Source organism: Acinetobacter sp. C26M, assembly GCF_023702675.1.
Classification (GTDB): domain Bacteria; phylum Pseudomonadota; class Gammaproteobacteria; order Pseudomonadales; family Moraxellaceae; genus Acinetobacter.
Map to the genome: position 1 here is coordinate 1,137,525 of NZ_CP098478.1, position 17,678 is coordinate 1,155,202.

Sequence of the window (17,678 nt, forward strand, 5' to 3'; positions counted from 1 at the left end):
GATGTCAAACCCTCAAAATCAACAATTCTGGAATCAAATTGCGAAGCGTTCTACTGAAATTCAACAAGATTTTTGGTATGGTGCTGAAAAGTTAGCAAAATACTTGAACGATAATCCTGCTCAATATAGTCGCTACATGACATATGACACCAGTAAACCTGATCCTAAGTGGCCTTGGTGGAAAACAGCATTATTTTATATTGGACAGTCTCAATATAACCAGAGCGTGACAAGTTATAATAGTAGCCAAATTATTTTAGAAAAGAGTAGTTGGTTATGGGGGATGTTACAGGGGGATTTTAATAAAAGTCCGTCGATGTCTCAATTAATAGTTGGTGGTTTAATCAGTTTAATTCCTGTTGTTGATCAGGTTTGTGATGTTCGTGATTTAATTGCTAATAGTATTACCTTATCTGATGAAAAAAGTAGAAACACAGAGAATTATATGGCACTTGCAATTACTTCTATTGGAGTGATTCCAGAGGTAGGGTCTGCTATTAAGTCTGTTGTTCAGTTAAGGAAAGCAAAGGATTTCTCCAAAATAAAGTTATTTAAAACGATGGAGCACTATGAAGAGCTACTTAGTAAATTTAAGGTGAATTGTCCTTGGGGCAAAGCACCAGAGGCATGGTTAAGATCTAAGCCTTGGAAGGCGATGGCAACTCGGGCTTACAATGCATTAAAAAATAATATCAATCGTATTTTGACAGTCATTAATGAGTGCTTAAAGAAATTTAATGGTGCTTTGAGAAATGCCTTGGTTCGATTCCAAGCAACCCTGAATCACATTCTTAAAACGATTAAGCAGTATATTGATAAGCTATGTGATGAAGTAGAAAGGGCAATGGCAAGTATCTTACCTCAGCCACCGTTAGCAATGGCGGGTGTTGGAAATACTGGTAAGCATAACACTCCAACAGGACGTTATGAGGCGAATGTAGGCTCGGGTAAGAAAACGGAAGTTACTAATAAACAAAAGGCGACAGAACCAGAAAAGGATAAGGCTAAAAACGAGAAAGTTGCTGATGATCCATGTTTATTAAGACCGTATAAACCTGACACCTGTAAACCCCAAGGCAAGACTGGTCACCATGTTGTTCCCGATCGTTGCTTCAGATTGGGAGCTAGAACAGGAGATAATAGAAATCAGCTTCAGGGTGGATTATCTGAAGCTGATGGTTTAGTTGTTTGTGTAGAAGGTGCTACACCTACTCCAACAAATGAACATGGCAGAATTCATGCTCAATATAGTATTTATGAAAAAGCTTTAAAGGGAATACATATGCCTGAAGCAACGTCTCCTTTAGTTGAAGTAGAAATTGCTGGCGCTAAGGCTGTGGCCAAAGTACTTAAAAAGTGTAGCGCTGAGAAAATAGCCGTACAACTAAGAACTTACCATCAGTTAAAAAATCTTGGGGCAACCTATCGTGTACGAGTAGATGTTAGTGGTAAAACTGCACGCAGCTTACCTACTAATGTTTTTGGTTCACGTACAAATAATAGAGATCGAGGATTCTAAAATGGAAAAAACACCTGTTACATTCACTTCAGGTTGTGCCATCAGTAAAGATAACTTCTATATATCTGCTGCAATAGATGATTTGGATTCGTGGGATGCCTTTAGCCGAATATTTATTTATAGATATGAAAATGGAACAAACTGGTCTAGCCATGATTTAGATGGATGGCAGGTTGTGTCAGTTGCTTATCAAATTATGATGAATGAGCGCTCACTTATATCTCTTGATAAAGATGGGAATGTTGAAATTTTTCAGCAAATAGAAGAAATATTTCAACAGATAAACCCTCTTAAAAAAGAACAATATATATATGGGCAATTTAATAAATTGCGTACAGTAAAACAGGAGCTTTATGCTTGTGGTGATGGTGGACAGGTATATTTAAATGCTGGGGACAGTTGGAGCAATATAGGATTTAATCTAGAAGAACAGCCTCTTGACGTAAAACAAGGAGAGATTTTCTCTCTGGATAGTGAGTTTGCATTTGAGAGAAATTTATACGATATCAATGGCTTTGCTCATGATCATCTTTATGTTTGTGGAACAAAAGGAGACGATGGCTTCATTGCTTTTTTCAATGGTAGTAATTGGATAGAAGTCAACCGAATCACACCATCCGCTCTGTATAGTATTACGTTATGCCCTGATGGGAAGAGTGTCTTAATTTCAGGCCAGTATGGTACCCTTTTGAAAGGAAATATAGACGATGGATTTAAAAATCTAAAAAATATAAGTATAAACTCGACTTTTTATAATGTAGCTTTTTATCAAGAGGCTATATATATAGCTTCAGAGCAGGGACTATATATATATGCAGATTCTGAGTATTTCATCGTTCCTGAGCTAAGTGATATACAAGGAGTCATCTCTGTTGAGGAGAAGGATGGAGTTCTTTGGGTACTGAGCTATAAGCAATTGATTCGATTTGATGGAAAAACATGGAATAGAATTAATCATCCAGACAATGACGAAATACAATATAGCCAATTAAAATGTAGAGTTGGAGAAGTTTGTCCTAGATCAGGAGATTGGTGGAGTCCAGCAATTAATATGGAAAAACGTCATTTTGATCAAGGTGAAACAATGCCTGAAATTCCGAATAACTCTTGGGGTGAAACTATTTGGTATTTAGACATAGAGATAAATGATTGAATCATTTTAGAAAAACCATCCTGATTTGGATGGTTTTTTTAACTAAGTAATCTAAGAATATGGTGGAGAAACCAGTTCAATTAGTTAACAAATGAATACTCATAAGCATCTAAGTAAAAGGAATATAGACATACTGCCATAGCAAAAGAGGCAGACAATAAGGCAAAAGTTTTTGACAAATCACGCGATAAAAGAATTAGATAAAGGTACTTTTTATGAGTTTTTTGACTGAAAGAAGACAACAGTTTTTGACGGAAGCAAACTTTCATGGCACTAGGGATTTAACTTTGCGTGTAATGCAAAGGCAAAAAGATAATTTGAGTAAATCAGAAGGTGCTGATGTTGGATGGCATTTATCAATGTGGTTTGGTATAGCTGAAGGGACATTTAATAATTTTATATTGTCATATACCGCAGGTGAGTCTATTGAAAGTTTACGTTATGCATTAGAAAATGTAGTTGTTGCTTATGAAAATTATTTAAAGGCATTATTACAAAATAGCGGTGATCAAAATGAAATGGCATTTCCAATAAGATCTTTTGATGGGTATTGTCCTTATTTATGGCTAATAAGCTTATGTTATTTATTGCATCGACAGGATTTATTACCAAGAGTTGCTCGTTTAGTTGATGGTGAGGATGAGGAAAATGCAGGTATTGATTTCAATATAGAAGAGCTTCTTAATTACTCTAAAGAGTTAGAGCGGTATGAAACTGATGATTGTGTTTCTGGATGTTACGGTCTTTTTGCTGATGCATTAAGTGAACCTAATAAAGTACAAGCATTAAACTTATTAAATGGTTTTCTAAAAAAATGGTATAAGGATTTATCAGCAGCTTCTTGGCATGATAGTCATTTAAGTGATGACGGATATTTTGGGTATTGGGCTTTCGAAGCGGGTGCAGCAGTCTACTTATTAGAAATTGAAGACGATAGCAGTCTTCATCAATATTTATATTATCCGAAAGATTTAGTTCAATTTGCGAAGACTTTTGTACCATTAGCAAATGATATAAGCAATAAGCAAGGAAATCAGCTTAGATGTGAAGCTGGTGAAAATTGCCCAAAAACAGGCGACTGGTATAGTCCCGCTAATAATATGGAAAAGCGTCATTTTAAGCAAGGCGAAACGATGCCTGAGATTAAAAACAATCCATGGGGATTGACGATTTGGTATTTAGTGGAATAAGAATAGTGCCCTATGGGGCATTATTTGTTTGGAATAAATATGGATTTTGAAAATAAGAAAAGACAGCTTTTTATAACAGAGAGATATTTTATAAAATCGAAGGAATATCATGAGGAAGGAATTCCTTTATATCTAGAAAGTGATGCATATGAAGATGATGAATATAATTGTGGTGAGGCATCTAGATGGCAATCGATTACACTGACATATTGGGATCTGCTTCTTCTAGGATATACATCTGGAGAACCTATAGAAGAGCTTTTTCCTTTATTTGAAAATATAATAGTTGGTTACACAAAACAGTCAGAAGCATTAGCAGTTTTTAAAGGAACCGTAAAGCCATCAGTTATTAATGGTGAAGGTGGTTTTATTGCATTATCAATGATCAGTTTGGCTGTTTTACTTAATCAGAAAAAATGCTGCCAACTATAAAAGAGTTAATCAATGGGGAAAATGAAGGTCAAACAGGAGAGGATGAGGTAATAAATAAATTTTTCAAAATTTTAGATCCTAAGCATCCAAATACAAATAATGATGGAGTTTATAGTTATGATTACTCTCCTTTATGTGATGTGATAGATAATGTTTTAGATAAAGATGATAAAGCTCATGCTCTTGAAGTGCTAGATAGTTATTTGTCAGATTGGTATGGGATTCATAAAAATACTCTTTGGTATAATAGTCACTTAGACTTCGATAATGGTTTTTCATATGTCGGGTATTGGGCATTTGAGGCTGCTTTTTTAGTATATATGCTTGACTTGGATGATACTTCTTTGCATAAATATTTATATTATCCAAAAGATATAGTGCAATGGGTTAGAAGTAATAAGAAAGAAAATGATATTGAATTAAATTTTGAAAAAATTAAAGTGTTAGCTGGTGATGTAAGTCCAAAGTCTGGCTATTGGTATAACATAGTAAAAGAAAAATCACGCCAATATTTTAATCAGGGAGAGATCTTACCAAAAATTAAAGATCAGGACTGGGGGAAGTATATTGGTATTGGGATGGTGAAAATTAATTTAATCATTTGAAAAAACCATCCTCGTTTGGATGATTTTTTTTAATTAAGTAATCTAAGAATATGGTGGAGGAACCAGTTCAATTGGATCGCAAATGAATGCTCATAAGCGTCTAGCAAGCATGGATGCTGCTGCGGCACAAGCTAAAGCCAAAGGAATGGGTAAAGATGCTATGGATGTTGAATTAAAGCGTTGTAAATAAGAGAGCTTAATAATATGTTACACCCTGATTATGAAAAAGATTTTAGAGAGATGTTTGGTGAGCCAATTGATAAAGTTGAGGTAACAGATGAGCTTATAAAAAAATATCGTGGCAAACTACCTGAAAGTATCTTGGAGCAGTGGCGAGTTATTGGTTTTGCTGGGTATTTAAATGGATTGTACTGGATTACAAATCCTGATGATTATGAAGAAGTCATTTATGATTGGTTGGAAGATACACCTTTAGTCGATGATGATGTTTATTATGTATTGGCACGCTCAGCTTTTGGTGAATTATTACTCTGGGGCGAAAATAATTTTTATAGATATTATATAAAGCCGATGGAAGGTATTTTACATGATACCGAGGAAAAAACGGAAACCGCAGAATTCTATGGGGACCTATTTTTTTTCTATTCAGATAAAGACTCATTAGATCATATTGATAAAAATGGGAAAAAGTTATTTAATCGTGCGGTGAAAAAACTTGGTGTTTTAAAAGCAGATGAAATGTATGCTTTTGAGCCTGCACTTGCTTTAGGTGGTGAAGAGTCCTTAAGCCATTTGGCAAAAGTTAATTTACCAGTCCACATGAAATTATTAAAGCAGGTAACGCCACTTCATTTAAGAGATTTTGGAGATCTATCTACTGCACTCTATGGTGTTTCATACAATGTTGACGAATTAGTAAGTCAAGATTTTATAAAACAGGAATCGGTAAAAGCAGGGGAAATTTGTCCAAAATCAGGATATTGGTTTACTGTATCTCAGGAAAATTCTCGCCGATACTTTAAACAAGGAGATGTGTTGCCTGAAATTAAAAATCAGGATTGGGGCGAAGTATATTGGCAGTTTGATTGTGAGTAATGATCATAATTAATAGATAAAATACATGAAAAATCCTATTACTTTTATTTCTGGATGTGCTATATCAGATGATATGGTATATGTGTCAAGCTTATTGGATAAATTTGATGATAATCAGCAATTTAGTCGATTGTTTATGTGCGATTATACTGAAGATAATGGGCAAGGATGGTATTATCATGATGTTAATTTTATTGTAGTGGATGTATGTTTCTATAATGTTGAAAATAATAAAAAGTTAGTTGCATTAAGTGATGAAGGTGAGATTGAGGAGTTTGATGGTGAAAATAGTAAATTTAAACATATAGATGGCGCTGGTTTAAATCAAGAGTGGAGTAACGATCGTGGTTATCTCTCTAAAATAAAATTTCAAAATAGCAAGTTATTTGCTTGTGGATATGATGGTCAGGTTTATGTTAATGATTTTAAGTGGTCTGACATCTCAAGTGGTTTAAATATTAATGATAATCAGGCGTTAGATTTTGATTCGCTTGATCGTGAAGATGATATTTCTGTTATTGATATATGTGAGGTGGATAGTAATTATTTCTGTGTAGGTCGTATTGGAGATAATGGACTAATTGCTAATTATGATGGTAATCAATGGAATATATTGAAAAAAGTTACACCTGCTACACTATATTCAATTCTTTTGAAAAAAGATGGTAAATTAATTGTATGCGGAACATATGGGAATTTAATAGAAATTAATGATAATACTGATTTTGTTCGGAAAACAAACTTAGGTATAAAAGATGATTTCTATTCTTTAACTGAATTTAATGGAGTGGTTTATATCGGTTCAGCATGTGGTCTATATAAATTTCATGAAAATGAAATTAAAAAAGTTAATGTTCATGAGGAAGTTGATAGTAATCTTGTATTTAAAGTGGATTGTACTGAAAATATTTTATGGATTTTTACGAATAAACTTGTGGGCAGATATGATGGGGTTTGTTGGAAGATTTTTGATCATCCTGATAATAAAGAATACCAGAAAATATCTTTAACTGTCAGTGCTAATGAAAAATGTCCTAAGTCAGGATACTGGTATACGGTTGCGAAACCTAATTCAAGAGATTATTTTAGACAAGGTGATTCTTTCCCTCAGTTAGTCACTGATTGGGGCGAAGTATATTGGCAGTTTGATGGTGAGTAATGGTTATATTTATTAGATCAAATATATGAAAAATCCTATTACATTTACTTCAGGATGCGCTATTAGTGCCCATAGATTCTGTTTATCAGCAAATATTGATGAATTGGATACATGGGATTGCTTTAGTAAAACAATAATTTATAAACATTTAGAACAGCAAAACTGGTCATGTTTGGATTTGGAAGGATGGAAAGTTATTTCAGTTGCTTACCAAAGTAGAGAGGGTGAGCCTTCCATTATATCGCTTGATCAAGAGGGGGATGTTGGGATATTTCAAAAAAATAATAATGAACATCAAGAAATTAGATATAAATTAGAGGAAAAAAATTATGGGCAATTTAATCATGTCCGTGTAATTAATGGTGATCTTTATGCTTGTGGAGATGGAAGTCAAGTTTATAAGAATAACCAGAATGAATGGAAATCTATTGGAATGGGATTGGAGGAAGACCCTATTGAATTGAAAAATCAAGATTTATCCTTTTTAAAATATGAAAATGACTTAGCTTTTAATAAATGTTTCTATGATATAAATGGATTTAATAATAATGCTTTATATGTATGTGGGACACAAAAAGAAGATGGGTTTATGGCCTTCTTTAATGGTAATAATTGGATAGAGGTTAATCGAATTGCGACATCGGTATTGTATGGGATTACGTTATGTCCAGATGGGAAAAATATTTTAATTACTGGACAAGATGGTACACTTCTGAAAGGGAATATAGATGATGGATTTAAAAGTCTAAAAAATAGAAGTATAAATTCGACTTTTTATAATGCAGCTTTTTATCAAGATGCTATATATATAGCTTCAGAACAGGGACTATATGTATATGCAGATTCTGATTATTCCATCGTTCCTGAGTTAAGTGATATACAAGGGGGCATCTCTGTTGAGGAAAAAGATGGAGTTCTTTGGGTACTTAGCTATAAGCACTTGATTCGGTTTGATGGAAAAACATGGGATAGAATCAGTCATCCTGACAATGATGAAAGATAATAAATGAACAAGATTAAATTTTAAGTTTAAAAAAGCCCCATACATGATGAGGCTTTAATCTATTCTAAATGTACGTTATTACTGTACCAGCTCTGCTTGTCCTGTATGCCATCCACCACCTAAAGCACGGATGAGGCCTACACTGGCAATCATTCGACTACCATGAAGCTGCGCAGCCAATTGCTCCTGCTGCAAGATATTCCGGTCAGAATCAATCACATCCAGATAGCTGATCCTACCTTCACGATAACGCAAATGTGAAAGCTGATTGGCATGTCGGGATGAAGTAAGTGCTTGACCCTGAGCCTGTATTTGCTGATCCAGAATACGCTGATCAGACAAACCATTTTCAACTTCACGGAAAGCATTAAGCACCGTTTGCCGATAATTCGCCACACTTTGTTCATAGTCAGCCCGTGCTTGTGCAACACCTACCTTACGTTGCCCGCCATCAAATAGCGGTAAAGATAAAATTGTGCCAGCAACGGGACCGAGTAAAAAAGTCCGACTCGACCATTTACCTAAATCTCCTAAACTCGCAGATTCATAACCCAGCGCACCAGTGAGATCTAGTTTGGGGAAAAAGGCAGCACGGGCAATACCAATGCGTGCATTATCGGCGGCCATAGCGCGTTCTGCGGCAGCGATATCAGGACGACGTTCAAGCAAGCTCGAAGGTAAACCCGCGGGCAGGCGAATCGCAATAGCGGACAAGGGTTGAATTGCTAAGCTAAAATCAGCAGGCGGTTTACCGAGTAATACTGCCAATGCATGTTCGGTACTGGCACGATTCCGTGTAATGCTGAGTGCATTGCTTTGAGCGGTCGAGAGTTCCGTTTGCGCACGAGAAACATCCAGATCACTGACAAGACCATTGCGATAACGTGCTTGAATCAAATTTTGATTCTCTGTCAGTAACTTGATGTTTTGCGCATAAATGGCTTGTTCAGCATCGAATTGACGAATCAGAAAGTAAGCCTGTGCCACATCTGCTTGCAAGGCTAACAGTGCCGAATGATAAAGTGCTTCCTGTTGCTGCACATCTGCGGTCGCTGCATTGATACTGCTGGCAACCCGTCCAAATAGATCCAGTTCATAGGAGACATTGGCTTGTGCCCGCCATAAGGTTCGTGCAGATGTCGGTGCATCTGCATCGAGCCCTAAAGACGCGGGTGAGGGTTTTTGACGGGTTGGCCCAAAACCTGCCCCAATACTAGGTAAGCGTTCAGCTTGTGCAGCAGACCTCAAGGCACGAGATGCTTGAATATTGGCTGCTGCCGCTTTTAGATTCTGGTTGCCTGAGATAGCCTGTTGTTCTAGCTCATTCAGTTGCGGATCATTAAAAATACGCCACCACTCACCGCGAGACTGCGCATCGGCAGGTTGCGCGACAGTCCAGTTGGGATCATCTAGTTTGGCATCTGCTTCCTTAAATTGCAGCGGAATGACCACCTTGGCTGGCTGATATTCAGGTGCCAATGAGCAGCCTGCAAGCAGCAGGCTTCCCATTAGAGCGGAGAGTATCCAGTTTGGTTTGAATCCTGTCATATTCTGCTCCTTAGTGATCGTGTGAACTGTGCAGTGGTGCTTCATGCACAGCTGCCGAATGCAGTTTATGTTTGCTGTTCAGGGTACGAATCAATACATAGAAGGCAGGTGTCAGGAACAAACCAAAGAAGGTCACTCCGATCATGCCAAAGAACACCGCAACGCCCATGGCATGACGCATTTCAGCACCTGCACCTGTCGAAGTAACCAATGGAACCACACCCATAATGAAGGCGATTGAGGTCATCAGAATCGGACGTAAACGTAAACGGCTGGCTTCAACCGCAGCATTGAATGCAGTCGCGCCTTGCATTTCCAGTTCTCGGGCAAATTCCACGATCAAGATGGCATTCTTACAGGCCAGCCCGACCAGTACCATCAAGCCGATTTGGGTAAAGATGTTGTTATCACCGCCTGTGAGCCAAACCCCTGTTAGTGCCGCCAAGATACCCATTGGGACAATCAGAATTACAGCCAATGGCAAGGTGAGGCTTTCATATTGAGCAGCTAAGACTAAGAACACTAACAGCACACTGATCGGGAACACCCATAATCCAGCATTACCTGCCAAGATCTTTTGATAGGTCAAGTCGGTCCATTCAAACTTCACCCCACGTGGCAAGGTTTCAGCAGCAATCCGTTCAACCGCAGCTTCGGCTTGGCTTGATGAATAACCCGGTGCAGGTCCACCATTAATATCCGCTGCGGTATAGCCGTTATAGCGCACCACCATTTCTGGACCATAGGTTTGAGTCACATTGACCAAAGAAGACAGTGGTACCATTTGTCCAGCATTGTTACGGGTTTTAAGCTGTAAAATATCTTCAGGATTGGCACGGAAGGGTGCATCGGCTTGGGCACGCACCTGATAGACGCGACCAAAGCGGTTAAAGTCATTCACGTATTGTGAGCCGAGGTAAATCTGCATGGTATTAAATACATCGGTCACGGCAACGCCTTGTTGCTTGGCTTTGACCCGATCCAGATCAACATTCAGTTGCGGCACATTGATTTGATAACTGGAGAACATTGGCCCCAATTCAGGTGCAGATTGTGCCGCCTTCATAAAGGATTGCGCTGCGTTATTCAATTCGGCATAGCCTAAAGTACCGCGATCTTCCAGCTGGAGTTTAAAGCCACCCATAGTTCCGAGACCCATCACCGGTGGTGGTGGGAATACTGCAATATAAGCATCTTGAATTGCGGAATATTTCTGATTCAAAGCACCTGCAATAGCATTGGCAGACAGATCAGCTGCTTTGCGTTCAGCAAAAGGTTTCAAAGTGACAAAGACAATCCCTGCACTGGAACTGTTGGTGAAACCATTAATGGATAAACCAGGGAAAGCCACTGCACTTTCCACGCCAGGTTGTTTTAGTGCAGCATCACTCATTTTACGAATCACGGTTTCAGTTCGATCAAGTGAGGCACCATTTGGTAATTGGGCAAAACTGATTAGGTACTGCTTATCTTGTGCTGGGACAAAGCCGCCCGGAACGATATAAGAAATCCCAATGGTCAGACCGAGTAGTACTGCATAGACACCCATCGCTGAGGTTTTATGCGAAATAACCCGACTGACGCCACGACCATATTGATCCGATGCACGTGAAAATACACGGTTAAATAGGACAAAGAAACGTCCGAAGATACGGTTCATCACGCGGGTCAGGAAATCAGGTTTGGCATCATGACCTTTCAGCAACATGGCGGCCAAAGCAGGAGACAGAGTGAGGGAGTTGAATGCCGAAATCACGGTTGAGATGGCAATGGTCATGGCGAACTGTTTATAGAATTGCCCTGTTAATCCTGTCATAAAGGCCAGAGGGACGAACACGGCAACCAAGGTCAACGCAATGGCAATAATCGGTCCACTGACTTCACGCATGGCACGGTAGGTCGCATCTCTTGGACTGAGCCCCGCTTCAATATTCCGCTCGACATTTTCCACCACCACGATGGCGTCATCAACCACAATCCCGATGGCGAGTACCATCCCGAACAGTGACAGTGCATTGATGGAATAACCAAAGGCCAGCATTAAGGCAAAGGTACCAATGATTGAAACAGGTACTGCCAGTAAAGGAATAATCGAAGCCCGCCATGTTTGCAGGAATAAGATCACCACCACAACCACCAGTGCAATTGCTTCAAGCAGGGTATGAATCACCGCTTTGATACTTGAACGTACGAATTGGGTTGGGTCGTAAACAATGTCGTATTTAATTGATGCTGGAAAATCTTTGGACAGTTCCGCCATGGTGCTACGTACTTGGTCAGAGACTTGTAAGGCATTGGCACCCGGTGCTTGGAAAATTGGAATCGCAACGGCCTGTTTATTGTCCAGTAATGAACGTAAGCCATATTGTGAAGCTGCTAGTTCAACACGTGCCACATCACCCAATCGTGTTACCGCACCATCCGCAGCCGTTTTTAAAATAATATCGGCAAATTCCTGTTCGGTACTTAAACGACCTTGCGCATTCACCGATAGTTGTAAAGGAGAATTATTGGGTGCTGCACCAATAGTTCCTGCGGCAACCTGAATATTCTGTTCGCGAATCGCATTGACGATTTCAGTCGCGGTGAGGTTACGTTGTGCCACCTTTTGTGGGTCTAACCATACGCGCATGGCGTAATCGCCTGAACCAAACAGACCAACTTCACCCACACCCTGTAGGCGTGCCAGACGGTCTTTGACATTGAGCACTGCATAGTTACGCAAGTAGGTCATGTCATAGCGATTATCCGGTGAGGTCAGATGCACCACCATGGTCAAAGTTGGTGAGCTTTTTAACGTGGTCACACCCAGACGTTGTACATCTTCAGGCAAACGTGGCAGGGCTTGAGAAACCCGATTCTGGACCAGTTGCTGCGCTTTATCTGGATCAATCCCGAGTTTGAAATTGACGGTAATGGTTAGGTTGCCATCGCTATTGGCTTGAGACTGCATATACAGCATGTTCTCTACGCCGTTGATGGATTCCTCTAAAGGAGAAGCAACCGTTTCAGCAATTACTTTCGGGTTGGCACCAGGATATTGGGCGCGCACCACCACAGAAGGCGGCACCACTTCTGGATATTCAGAAATGGGCAGTTGGAAAAGGGAGAGTAAGCCCGCCAGTAGAATCAGGACGGACAGCACCCCGGCAAAGATCGGGCGATCAATAAAAAATTTAGAAATATTCATGAGGATTAACCTTTTGCCGAAGTTGGGGTTTTATCTGTAGGCTGAGGTTGTTGTGCTGTGTTATCGGTAATGATTTGAGGATTCGGCATAGCGACCAGATGTGGGTTCACAGCATCACCCGGACGAATACGTTGCAAACCATTCACCACGATTCGATCACCGACTTGCAGACCACTATTGATGATTTGCAGACCATCTTGTTGTGCGCCGAGTTTTACTTCACGGTATGCAGTTTGATTTTTCGCATCGACCACCACCACAAAACGTTTGTCCTGATCGACACCAATCGCAGTCGGGCTAATCAGAATCGCTGCGCGTGGTTGTCCTCCGCCCAAACGAATGCGGGCATACAGCCCAGGGAGCATCACACCTTTGGGATTATCAAAGGTGGCACGTACCCGAATGGTGCCTGAAGTGGTATTTAAATTATTGTCGATCGAACTGATATAACCTTCACGGCTAAAACCAGACTCATTCGCAAGACCTAGATAAACGGGGACTTGGGCTGAATTGCGTTGATTGCTGATATATTTCAGATAGGTTTGTTCATCGACATCGAAAGAAGCATACAGACGTGACACCGAGACTAAACTGGTGAGGACTTGTGCACCATTGCCTGCTGAAACCACGTTACCCACCGTGACTTCGGCACGTGAAATACGGCCACTAACAGGTGCCGTAATACGGGTATATTCCAGATTTAAACGGGCGGTTTCCACTGCAGCTTTGGCTGCTTGCAGGTTGGCATTGGCCGAGCGAGCTTCATTTTCCGCTTGATCGAGTTCTTGATGGGCAATCGCATTACTTTGAATTAAACGCTGGTTGCGGCCTAAGTTAGCTGAAGAGTACGTCACTTGCGCTTCAGCAGAAGCCAGTTGTGCTTTGGCGCGATTCAGTTCTGCTTCAAAAGGCCGTGGGTCAATGGTGAATAGTAAGTCGCCCTTATTCACTAAACTGCCATCTTTAAAATGCACGGCAATCAGTTTGCCTGAGACTTGTGGACGAACATCAACTTGATCGATGGCTTCGAGACGTCCAGAGTATTCTTGCCAATCGGTAATGGTCTGACTAACGACACTGGCGATATCAACGGTTGCAGCAGGCGGTGCACTTGCTGTGGAAGTGGCTTTCGCATCTGCATTTTCTTGGAAGAGAATAAAACTGCCACCCGTTGCAAAAATAGCAAGAATGACGGCAGACAGCGTTAGCTGTTTGCGAGAAAGTGACATGGGATGCTCCTGGTTATTTGAATCCCTGTTTTCAGACTTTTTGTTGTGGTCTGTATGGGAGAAACAGGTTTATGGAATGAAAGGAGCATAAAAGTTTGTCAATTACGAATAAATATACTAAATTTGATAACACTATTCGTATTTTTATAATAATTGTTGTGTCAAACTGAAAAAATGCAGCAATGAGGAGTGGGCGTGTGGACCTATTTCATGCAATGAGAGTCTTTAATAAAGTGGTTGAAACCAACAGCTTTAGTCTGGCTGCTGATAGTCTTGGGCTACCGCGTGCTTCTGTTACCACGACCATTCAGGGTTTAGAAAAACATTTACAGGTTCGTTTACTGAATCGAACCACCCGTAAACTGAGCTTAACACCCGATGGGGCAGTGTATTATGACCGTACGCTGAGAATTTTGGCCGATGTCGAAGATATTGAGGCCTCCTTTCACGATGAGCAACGAGGGCCACGAGGCCGTTTACGTATTGATCTACCTGTCTCGATTGGTCGTTTAATTTTAATTCCAAGATTACGAGAGTTTCATCATCGTTATCCCGATATTGAATTGGTGATTGGCTTGAATGATCGCCCAGTTGATTTGGTGGGAGAGGCGATTGATTGTGCCATTCGGGTTGGAGAATTGCAGGATTCAAGTTTAATTGCACGCCGTATTGGTACGTTCCAGTGTGCTACGGCAGCATCGGCCTGCTATTTAGAAAAATATGGTGAACCGAAGACACTGGAAGATTTACAAAAAAATCATCAAGCGATTCATTTCTTCTCCAGTCGTACAGGGCGCAATTTTGACTGGGATTTTGTGGTCGATGATTTAATCCAAAGTGTCAGTGTCAATGGGCATGTGTCTGTCAATGATGGAGATGCCTATATTGACTTGGCGCTGCAAGGTTTTGGTTTGATTCAAGGGCCGCGTTATATGTTGACCAACCATTTTGAAGCAGGGACTTTAAAAGAAGTCTTGCCGCAGTGGACATGTGCACCGATGCCGATTTCAGTGGTATATCTACAGAGTCGGCATTTATCCCAAAAAGTTCGGGTCTTTGTCGATTGGGTGGCAGAACTGTTTGCAGGTTGTCCACTATTGGGTGGTAGTGCTTTGCCGCTGGATCAGAAATGTGAATTTGCCTGTGACCAAAAAACCAATCATGAATATACCATTCGGACTTTGGTGGAGCAGCATAATATTGCTGAGGCGCGGGCTTTGAAGACTTAAAAAGCATTAAAGATGGGATAGATTGTTCTTGGGTTTGATCTATCTCATACAGCGAATATCATGCTCATACATCGACGAGATCATCTTGTTTCCATCACAATAATAAAAAGGAGATTAATCATGTTGCCTCAATTGAAGTGCTCCATATTGGGAAGCAGTATTGTGTTCATTCTTTCTGGCTGTACAGCATCATCTCAATATCCCATTTCAGCAAGTTATGGCTCTAAACCACTATTGCCCAAACCTCAATCCAGTTTCGTGCCTACCGTCAATATTGCCCCAGCTAAAGGTTGGCCGCAAGGTATGATGCCGACGCCCGCGGACGGTTTAAAAGTTCAGCCTTTTGCCCAAGGGCTAGATCATCCAAGATGGCTGTATGTATTACCAAATGGTGATGTGTTGGTGGCTGAAACCGATGCACCGCCTAAGCCTGATGACAGTAAAGGAATTCGCGGAAAAATTGCAAAAATGGTGATGCAACGTGCTGGAGCATCTTTTCCTAGTGCCAATCGAATACGTTTACTTCGTGATACCAATGGTGATGGGATTGCCGATAAAAATACGGTTTTTCTGGAAAATTTAAACTCGCCCTTTGGTATGACTTTGGTGGGAAATACACTTTATGTAGCCAATACCGATGCCTTGATGCGTTTTCCTTATCAGGATGGTGCGACAAAAATTACGGCGCAGGGAACGAAAGTTTTGGATCTACCCGCAGGAAAACTCAATCATCATTGGACGAAGAATGTGATTGCAAACCCGGCAGGGACGAAACTGTATATCTCGGTTGGGTCGAATAGTAATGTGGCTGAGAATGGACTAGACAAGGAGGTTGGTCGAGCGCAGATTTTAGAGTTTGATATTGCCACTGGTAAAGCAAGATCTTTTGCTACAGGACTAAGAAACCCGAATGGCATGGGCTGGCAACCGCAGGGTGGCCAGCTTTGGACTGTGGTGAATGAGCGTGATGAATTGGGTAATGATTTAGTGCCTGACTATATGACCTCAGTTAAAGATGGCGGCTTTTATGGTTGGCCTTATAGCTACTATGGACAGCATGTCGATACACGGGTAAAACCACAAAATCCAGAGATGGTGGCTCGTGCACGTAAACCTGATTATGCTTTGGGAAATCATACTGCATCTTTAGGATTGGCCTTTTATGCGACGGAATTAATGCCACAGTATCGCGGAGGTGCTTTTATTGGTCAGCATGGCTCATGGAATCGTAAACCACATAGTGGTTATAAAGTGATTTTTGTACCGTTTAGAAGTGGTCAACCGTATGGAGAACCGCAAGATGTATTGACAGGTTTCCTCAATGATAAAGGGCAAGCCTATGGGCGGCCTGTTGGAGTAGCAATTGATTTTTCAGGTGCATTATTGGTGGCTGATGATGTGGGTGATGTGATTTGGCGAGTCTCACCAATTGCACAAACTACGTATGAAAGTCCGATGAAGGAACTTAGAAACGGTCATTTAAAGTAGTAAATACTTGAGCAATATATTTTGTACTTTAAGTTGAGTAAGCGATAGTCCGACCTTGGATAGACTATTATGTATTGTTTTTGTGATTAAGTATGCATTTTTATGGTTTAGTGTGATATAAAATGCGTATTCGCGATAAGCTTCTCTGTGGAATGTCTATATCGTAATCTCATTCTCTTCCCCAAGAGTTTGAGATTTTTTTTATTTGATAAATACAGATTGACTATATTTAGGTGTGAAATAAACCTGATAAAACTGTTGATAGGTCTTAATGGACAGGGATTTGATCTAGAAGGATTTGAAGAACTGATTTAGAAAATCTGTCCTCCAATTGGTTTGAAATAAAAGAAGCCCTATTTCTTTTGTTTAAAACGATATTTGCACTTTAAGCAACGGTAATCCTGAAAAATATTCTTATCGACCATGATACCTGCTTTTTTCCCAAAAATATTACCAATGACTCCACCTGTAACACCTGCACTGATTGCACCGACAAAAGTGCCTACCGTACCACCGACAATTACACCAAGAGGTCCAGCTACAGTACCAATTGCTGCACCGATGGATGCACCACCTGCAGCACCACCGACTGTACCTGCAGTCGTACCAGCGGCCGTCAGTAATACACCGCCCGTAGTTCTCAATAATTTGTCATGATTACGTGTTTCAATTTCTGTTGAACCACATTTAGGGCATTCGATAGGTTTTTCCATAAAACGATTTATCCTGTCTTTCTTTATTGAGTCACCCAGTTGACTGTGCTCAAGTGGAACTGCGAGCCAAGGTCATACTTTGGAAGCCGTGATGTTTTCGAGTCGATAAAACAGAGACATCACTTTTTCAGTTTTGATTTTAGCGGAACAAGGGCATAAGTATT

Annotated in this window: 14 protein-coding genes; 10 read left to right on the plus strand and 4 right to left on the minus strand. The window is 40.3% G+C overall.

The window, feature by feature from the left end:
* Nucleotide 1 precedes the first annotated feature (1 nt).
* From NDN11_RS05155 to NDN11_RS05190, 8 genes are all read left to right on the plus strand, one after another.
* Nucleotides 2-1,519: a hypothetical protein gene (locus NDN11_RS05155; protein WP_251110965.1), complete on the plus strand. Its 1,518-nt coding sequence runs from the start codon at nt 2-4 to the stop codon at nt 1,517-1,519.
* A gap of 1 nt (nt 1,520) precedes the next feature.
* On the plus strand, nt 1,521-2,672 hold the full coding sequence (locus NDN11_RS05160) for a hypothetical protein (protein WP_251110966.1): 1,152 nt from the start codon (nt 1,521-1,523) through the stop codon (nt 2,670-2,672).
* 215 nt (nt 2,673-2,887) lie between these two features.
* Nucleotides 2,888-3,862 (plus strand): PoNe immunity protein domain-containing protein, encoded by a 975-nt coding sequence (locus tag NDN11_RS05165; RefSeq protein WP_251110967.1) that lies wholly within the window; start codon nt 2,888-2,890, stop codon nt 3,860-3,862.
* 39 nt (nt 3,863-3,901) lie between these two features.
* Nucleotides 3,902-4,294, plus strand: a complete 393-nt coding sequence (locus NDN11_RS05170) for a PoNe immunity protein domain-containing protein (RefSeq protein ID WP_251110968.1) — start codon at nt 3,902-3,904, stop codon at nt 4,292-4,294.
* Nucleotides 4,279-4,899 (plus strand): PoNe immunity protein domain-containing protein, encoded by a 621-nt coding sequence (locus tag NDN11_RS05175; protein ID WP_251110969.1) that lies wholly within the window; start codon nt 4,279-4,281, stop codon nt 4,897-4,899. Before NDN11_RS05170 ends, NDN11_RS05175 begins: the two co-directional genes overlap by 16 nt.
* Nucleotides 4,900-5,103: 204 nt before the next feature.
* The gene (locus tag NDN11_RS05180; RefSeq protein WP_251110970.1) at nt 5,104-5,955 is read left to right on the plus strand and encodes a type VI secretion system immunity protein, TaeI family; all 852 of its coding nucleotides are present in this window, start codon (nt 5,104-5,106) and stop codon (nt 5,953-5,955) included.
* A gap of 25 nt (nt 5,956-5,980) precedes the next feature.
* On the plus strand, nt 5,981-7,114 hold the full coding sequence (locus tag NDN11_RS05185; protein ID WP_251110971.1) for a hypothetical protein: 1,134 nt from the start codon (nt 5,981-5,983) through the stop codon (nt 7,112-7,114).
* 25 nt (nt 7,115-7,139) lie between these two features.
* On the plus strand, nt 7,140-8,117 hold the full coding sequence (locus NDN11_RS05190; protein WP_251110972.1) for a hypothetical protein: 978 nt from the start codon (nt 7,140-7,142) through the stop codon (nt 8,115-8,117).
* A gap of 78 nt (nt 8,118-8,195) precedes the next feature.
* On the opposite strand, the gene NDN11_RS05195 is transcribed toward NDN11_RS05190, so the two are convergent.
* Genes NDN11_RS05195 through NDN11_RS05205 form a run of 3 tightly spaced genes read right to left on the minus strand, consistent with a single transcriptional unit; the run spans nt 8,196 to nt 14,084 of the window.
* Nucleotides 8,196-9,665 carry an efflux transporter outer membrane subunit gene (locus NDN11_RS05195; RefSeq protein WP_251110973.1) on the minus strand — a complete coding sequence of 490 codons (1,470 nt, stop codon included), beginning with the start codon at nt 9,663-9,665 and terminating at the stop codon, nt 8,196-8,198.
* 10 nt (nt 9,666-9,675) lie between these two features.
* Entirely contained in the window at nt 9,676-12,855 is a 3,180-nt protein-coding gene (adeG, locus tag NDN11_RS05200; protein ID WP_251110974.1) for a multidrug efflux RND transporter permease subunit AdeG, read from the minus strand.
* A 5-nt stretch (nt 12,856-12,860) separates the two neighbouring features.
* Complete coding sequence (locus NDN11_RS05205; RefSeq protein ID WP_251110975.1) at nt 12,861-14,084, minus strand: efflux RND transporter periplasmic adaptor subunit; 1,224 nt, start codon at nt 14,082-14,084, stop codon at nt 12,861-12,863.
* A gap of 197 nt (nt 14,085-14,281) precedes the next feature.
* On the opposite strand from NDN11_RS05205, the gene NDN11_RS05210 reads away from it, so the two are divergent.
* Complete coding sequence (locus NDN11_RS05210) at nt 14,282-15,313, plus strand: LysR family transcriptional regulator (protein ID WP_251110976.1); 1,032 nt, start codon at nt 14,282-14,284, stop codon at nt 15,311-15,313.
* A 120-nt stretch (nt 15,314-15,433) separates the two neighbouring features.
* Nucleotides 15,434-16,801, plus strand: coding sequence for a PQQ-dependent sugar dehydrogenase (locus NDN11_RS05215; protein WP_251110977.1), 1,368 nt, complete (start codon nt 15,434-15,436; stop codon nt 16,799-16,801).
* A gap of 353 nt (nt 16,802-17,154) precedes the next feature.
* Here NDN11_RS05215 and NDN11_RS05220 read toward each other — a convergent pair whose 3' ends face one another.
* Entirely contained in the window at nt 17,155-17,514 is a 360-nt protein-coding gene (locus NDN11_RS05220; protein WP_167248102.1) for a hypothetical protein, read from the minus strand.
* Between the last annotated feature and the right edge of the window lie 164 nt (nt 17,515-17,678).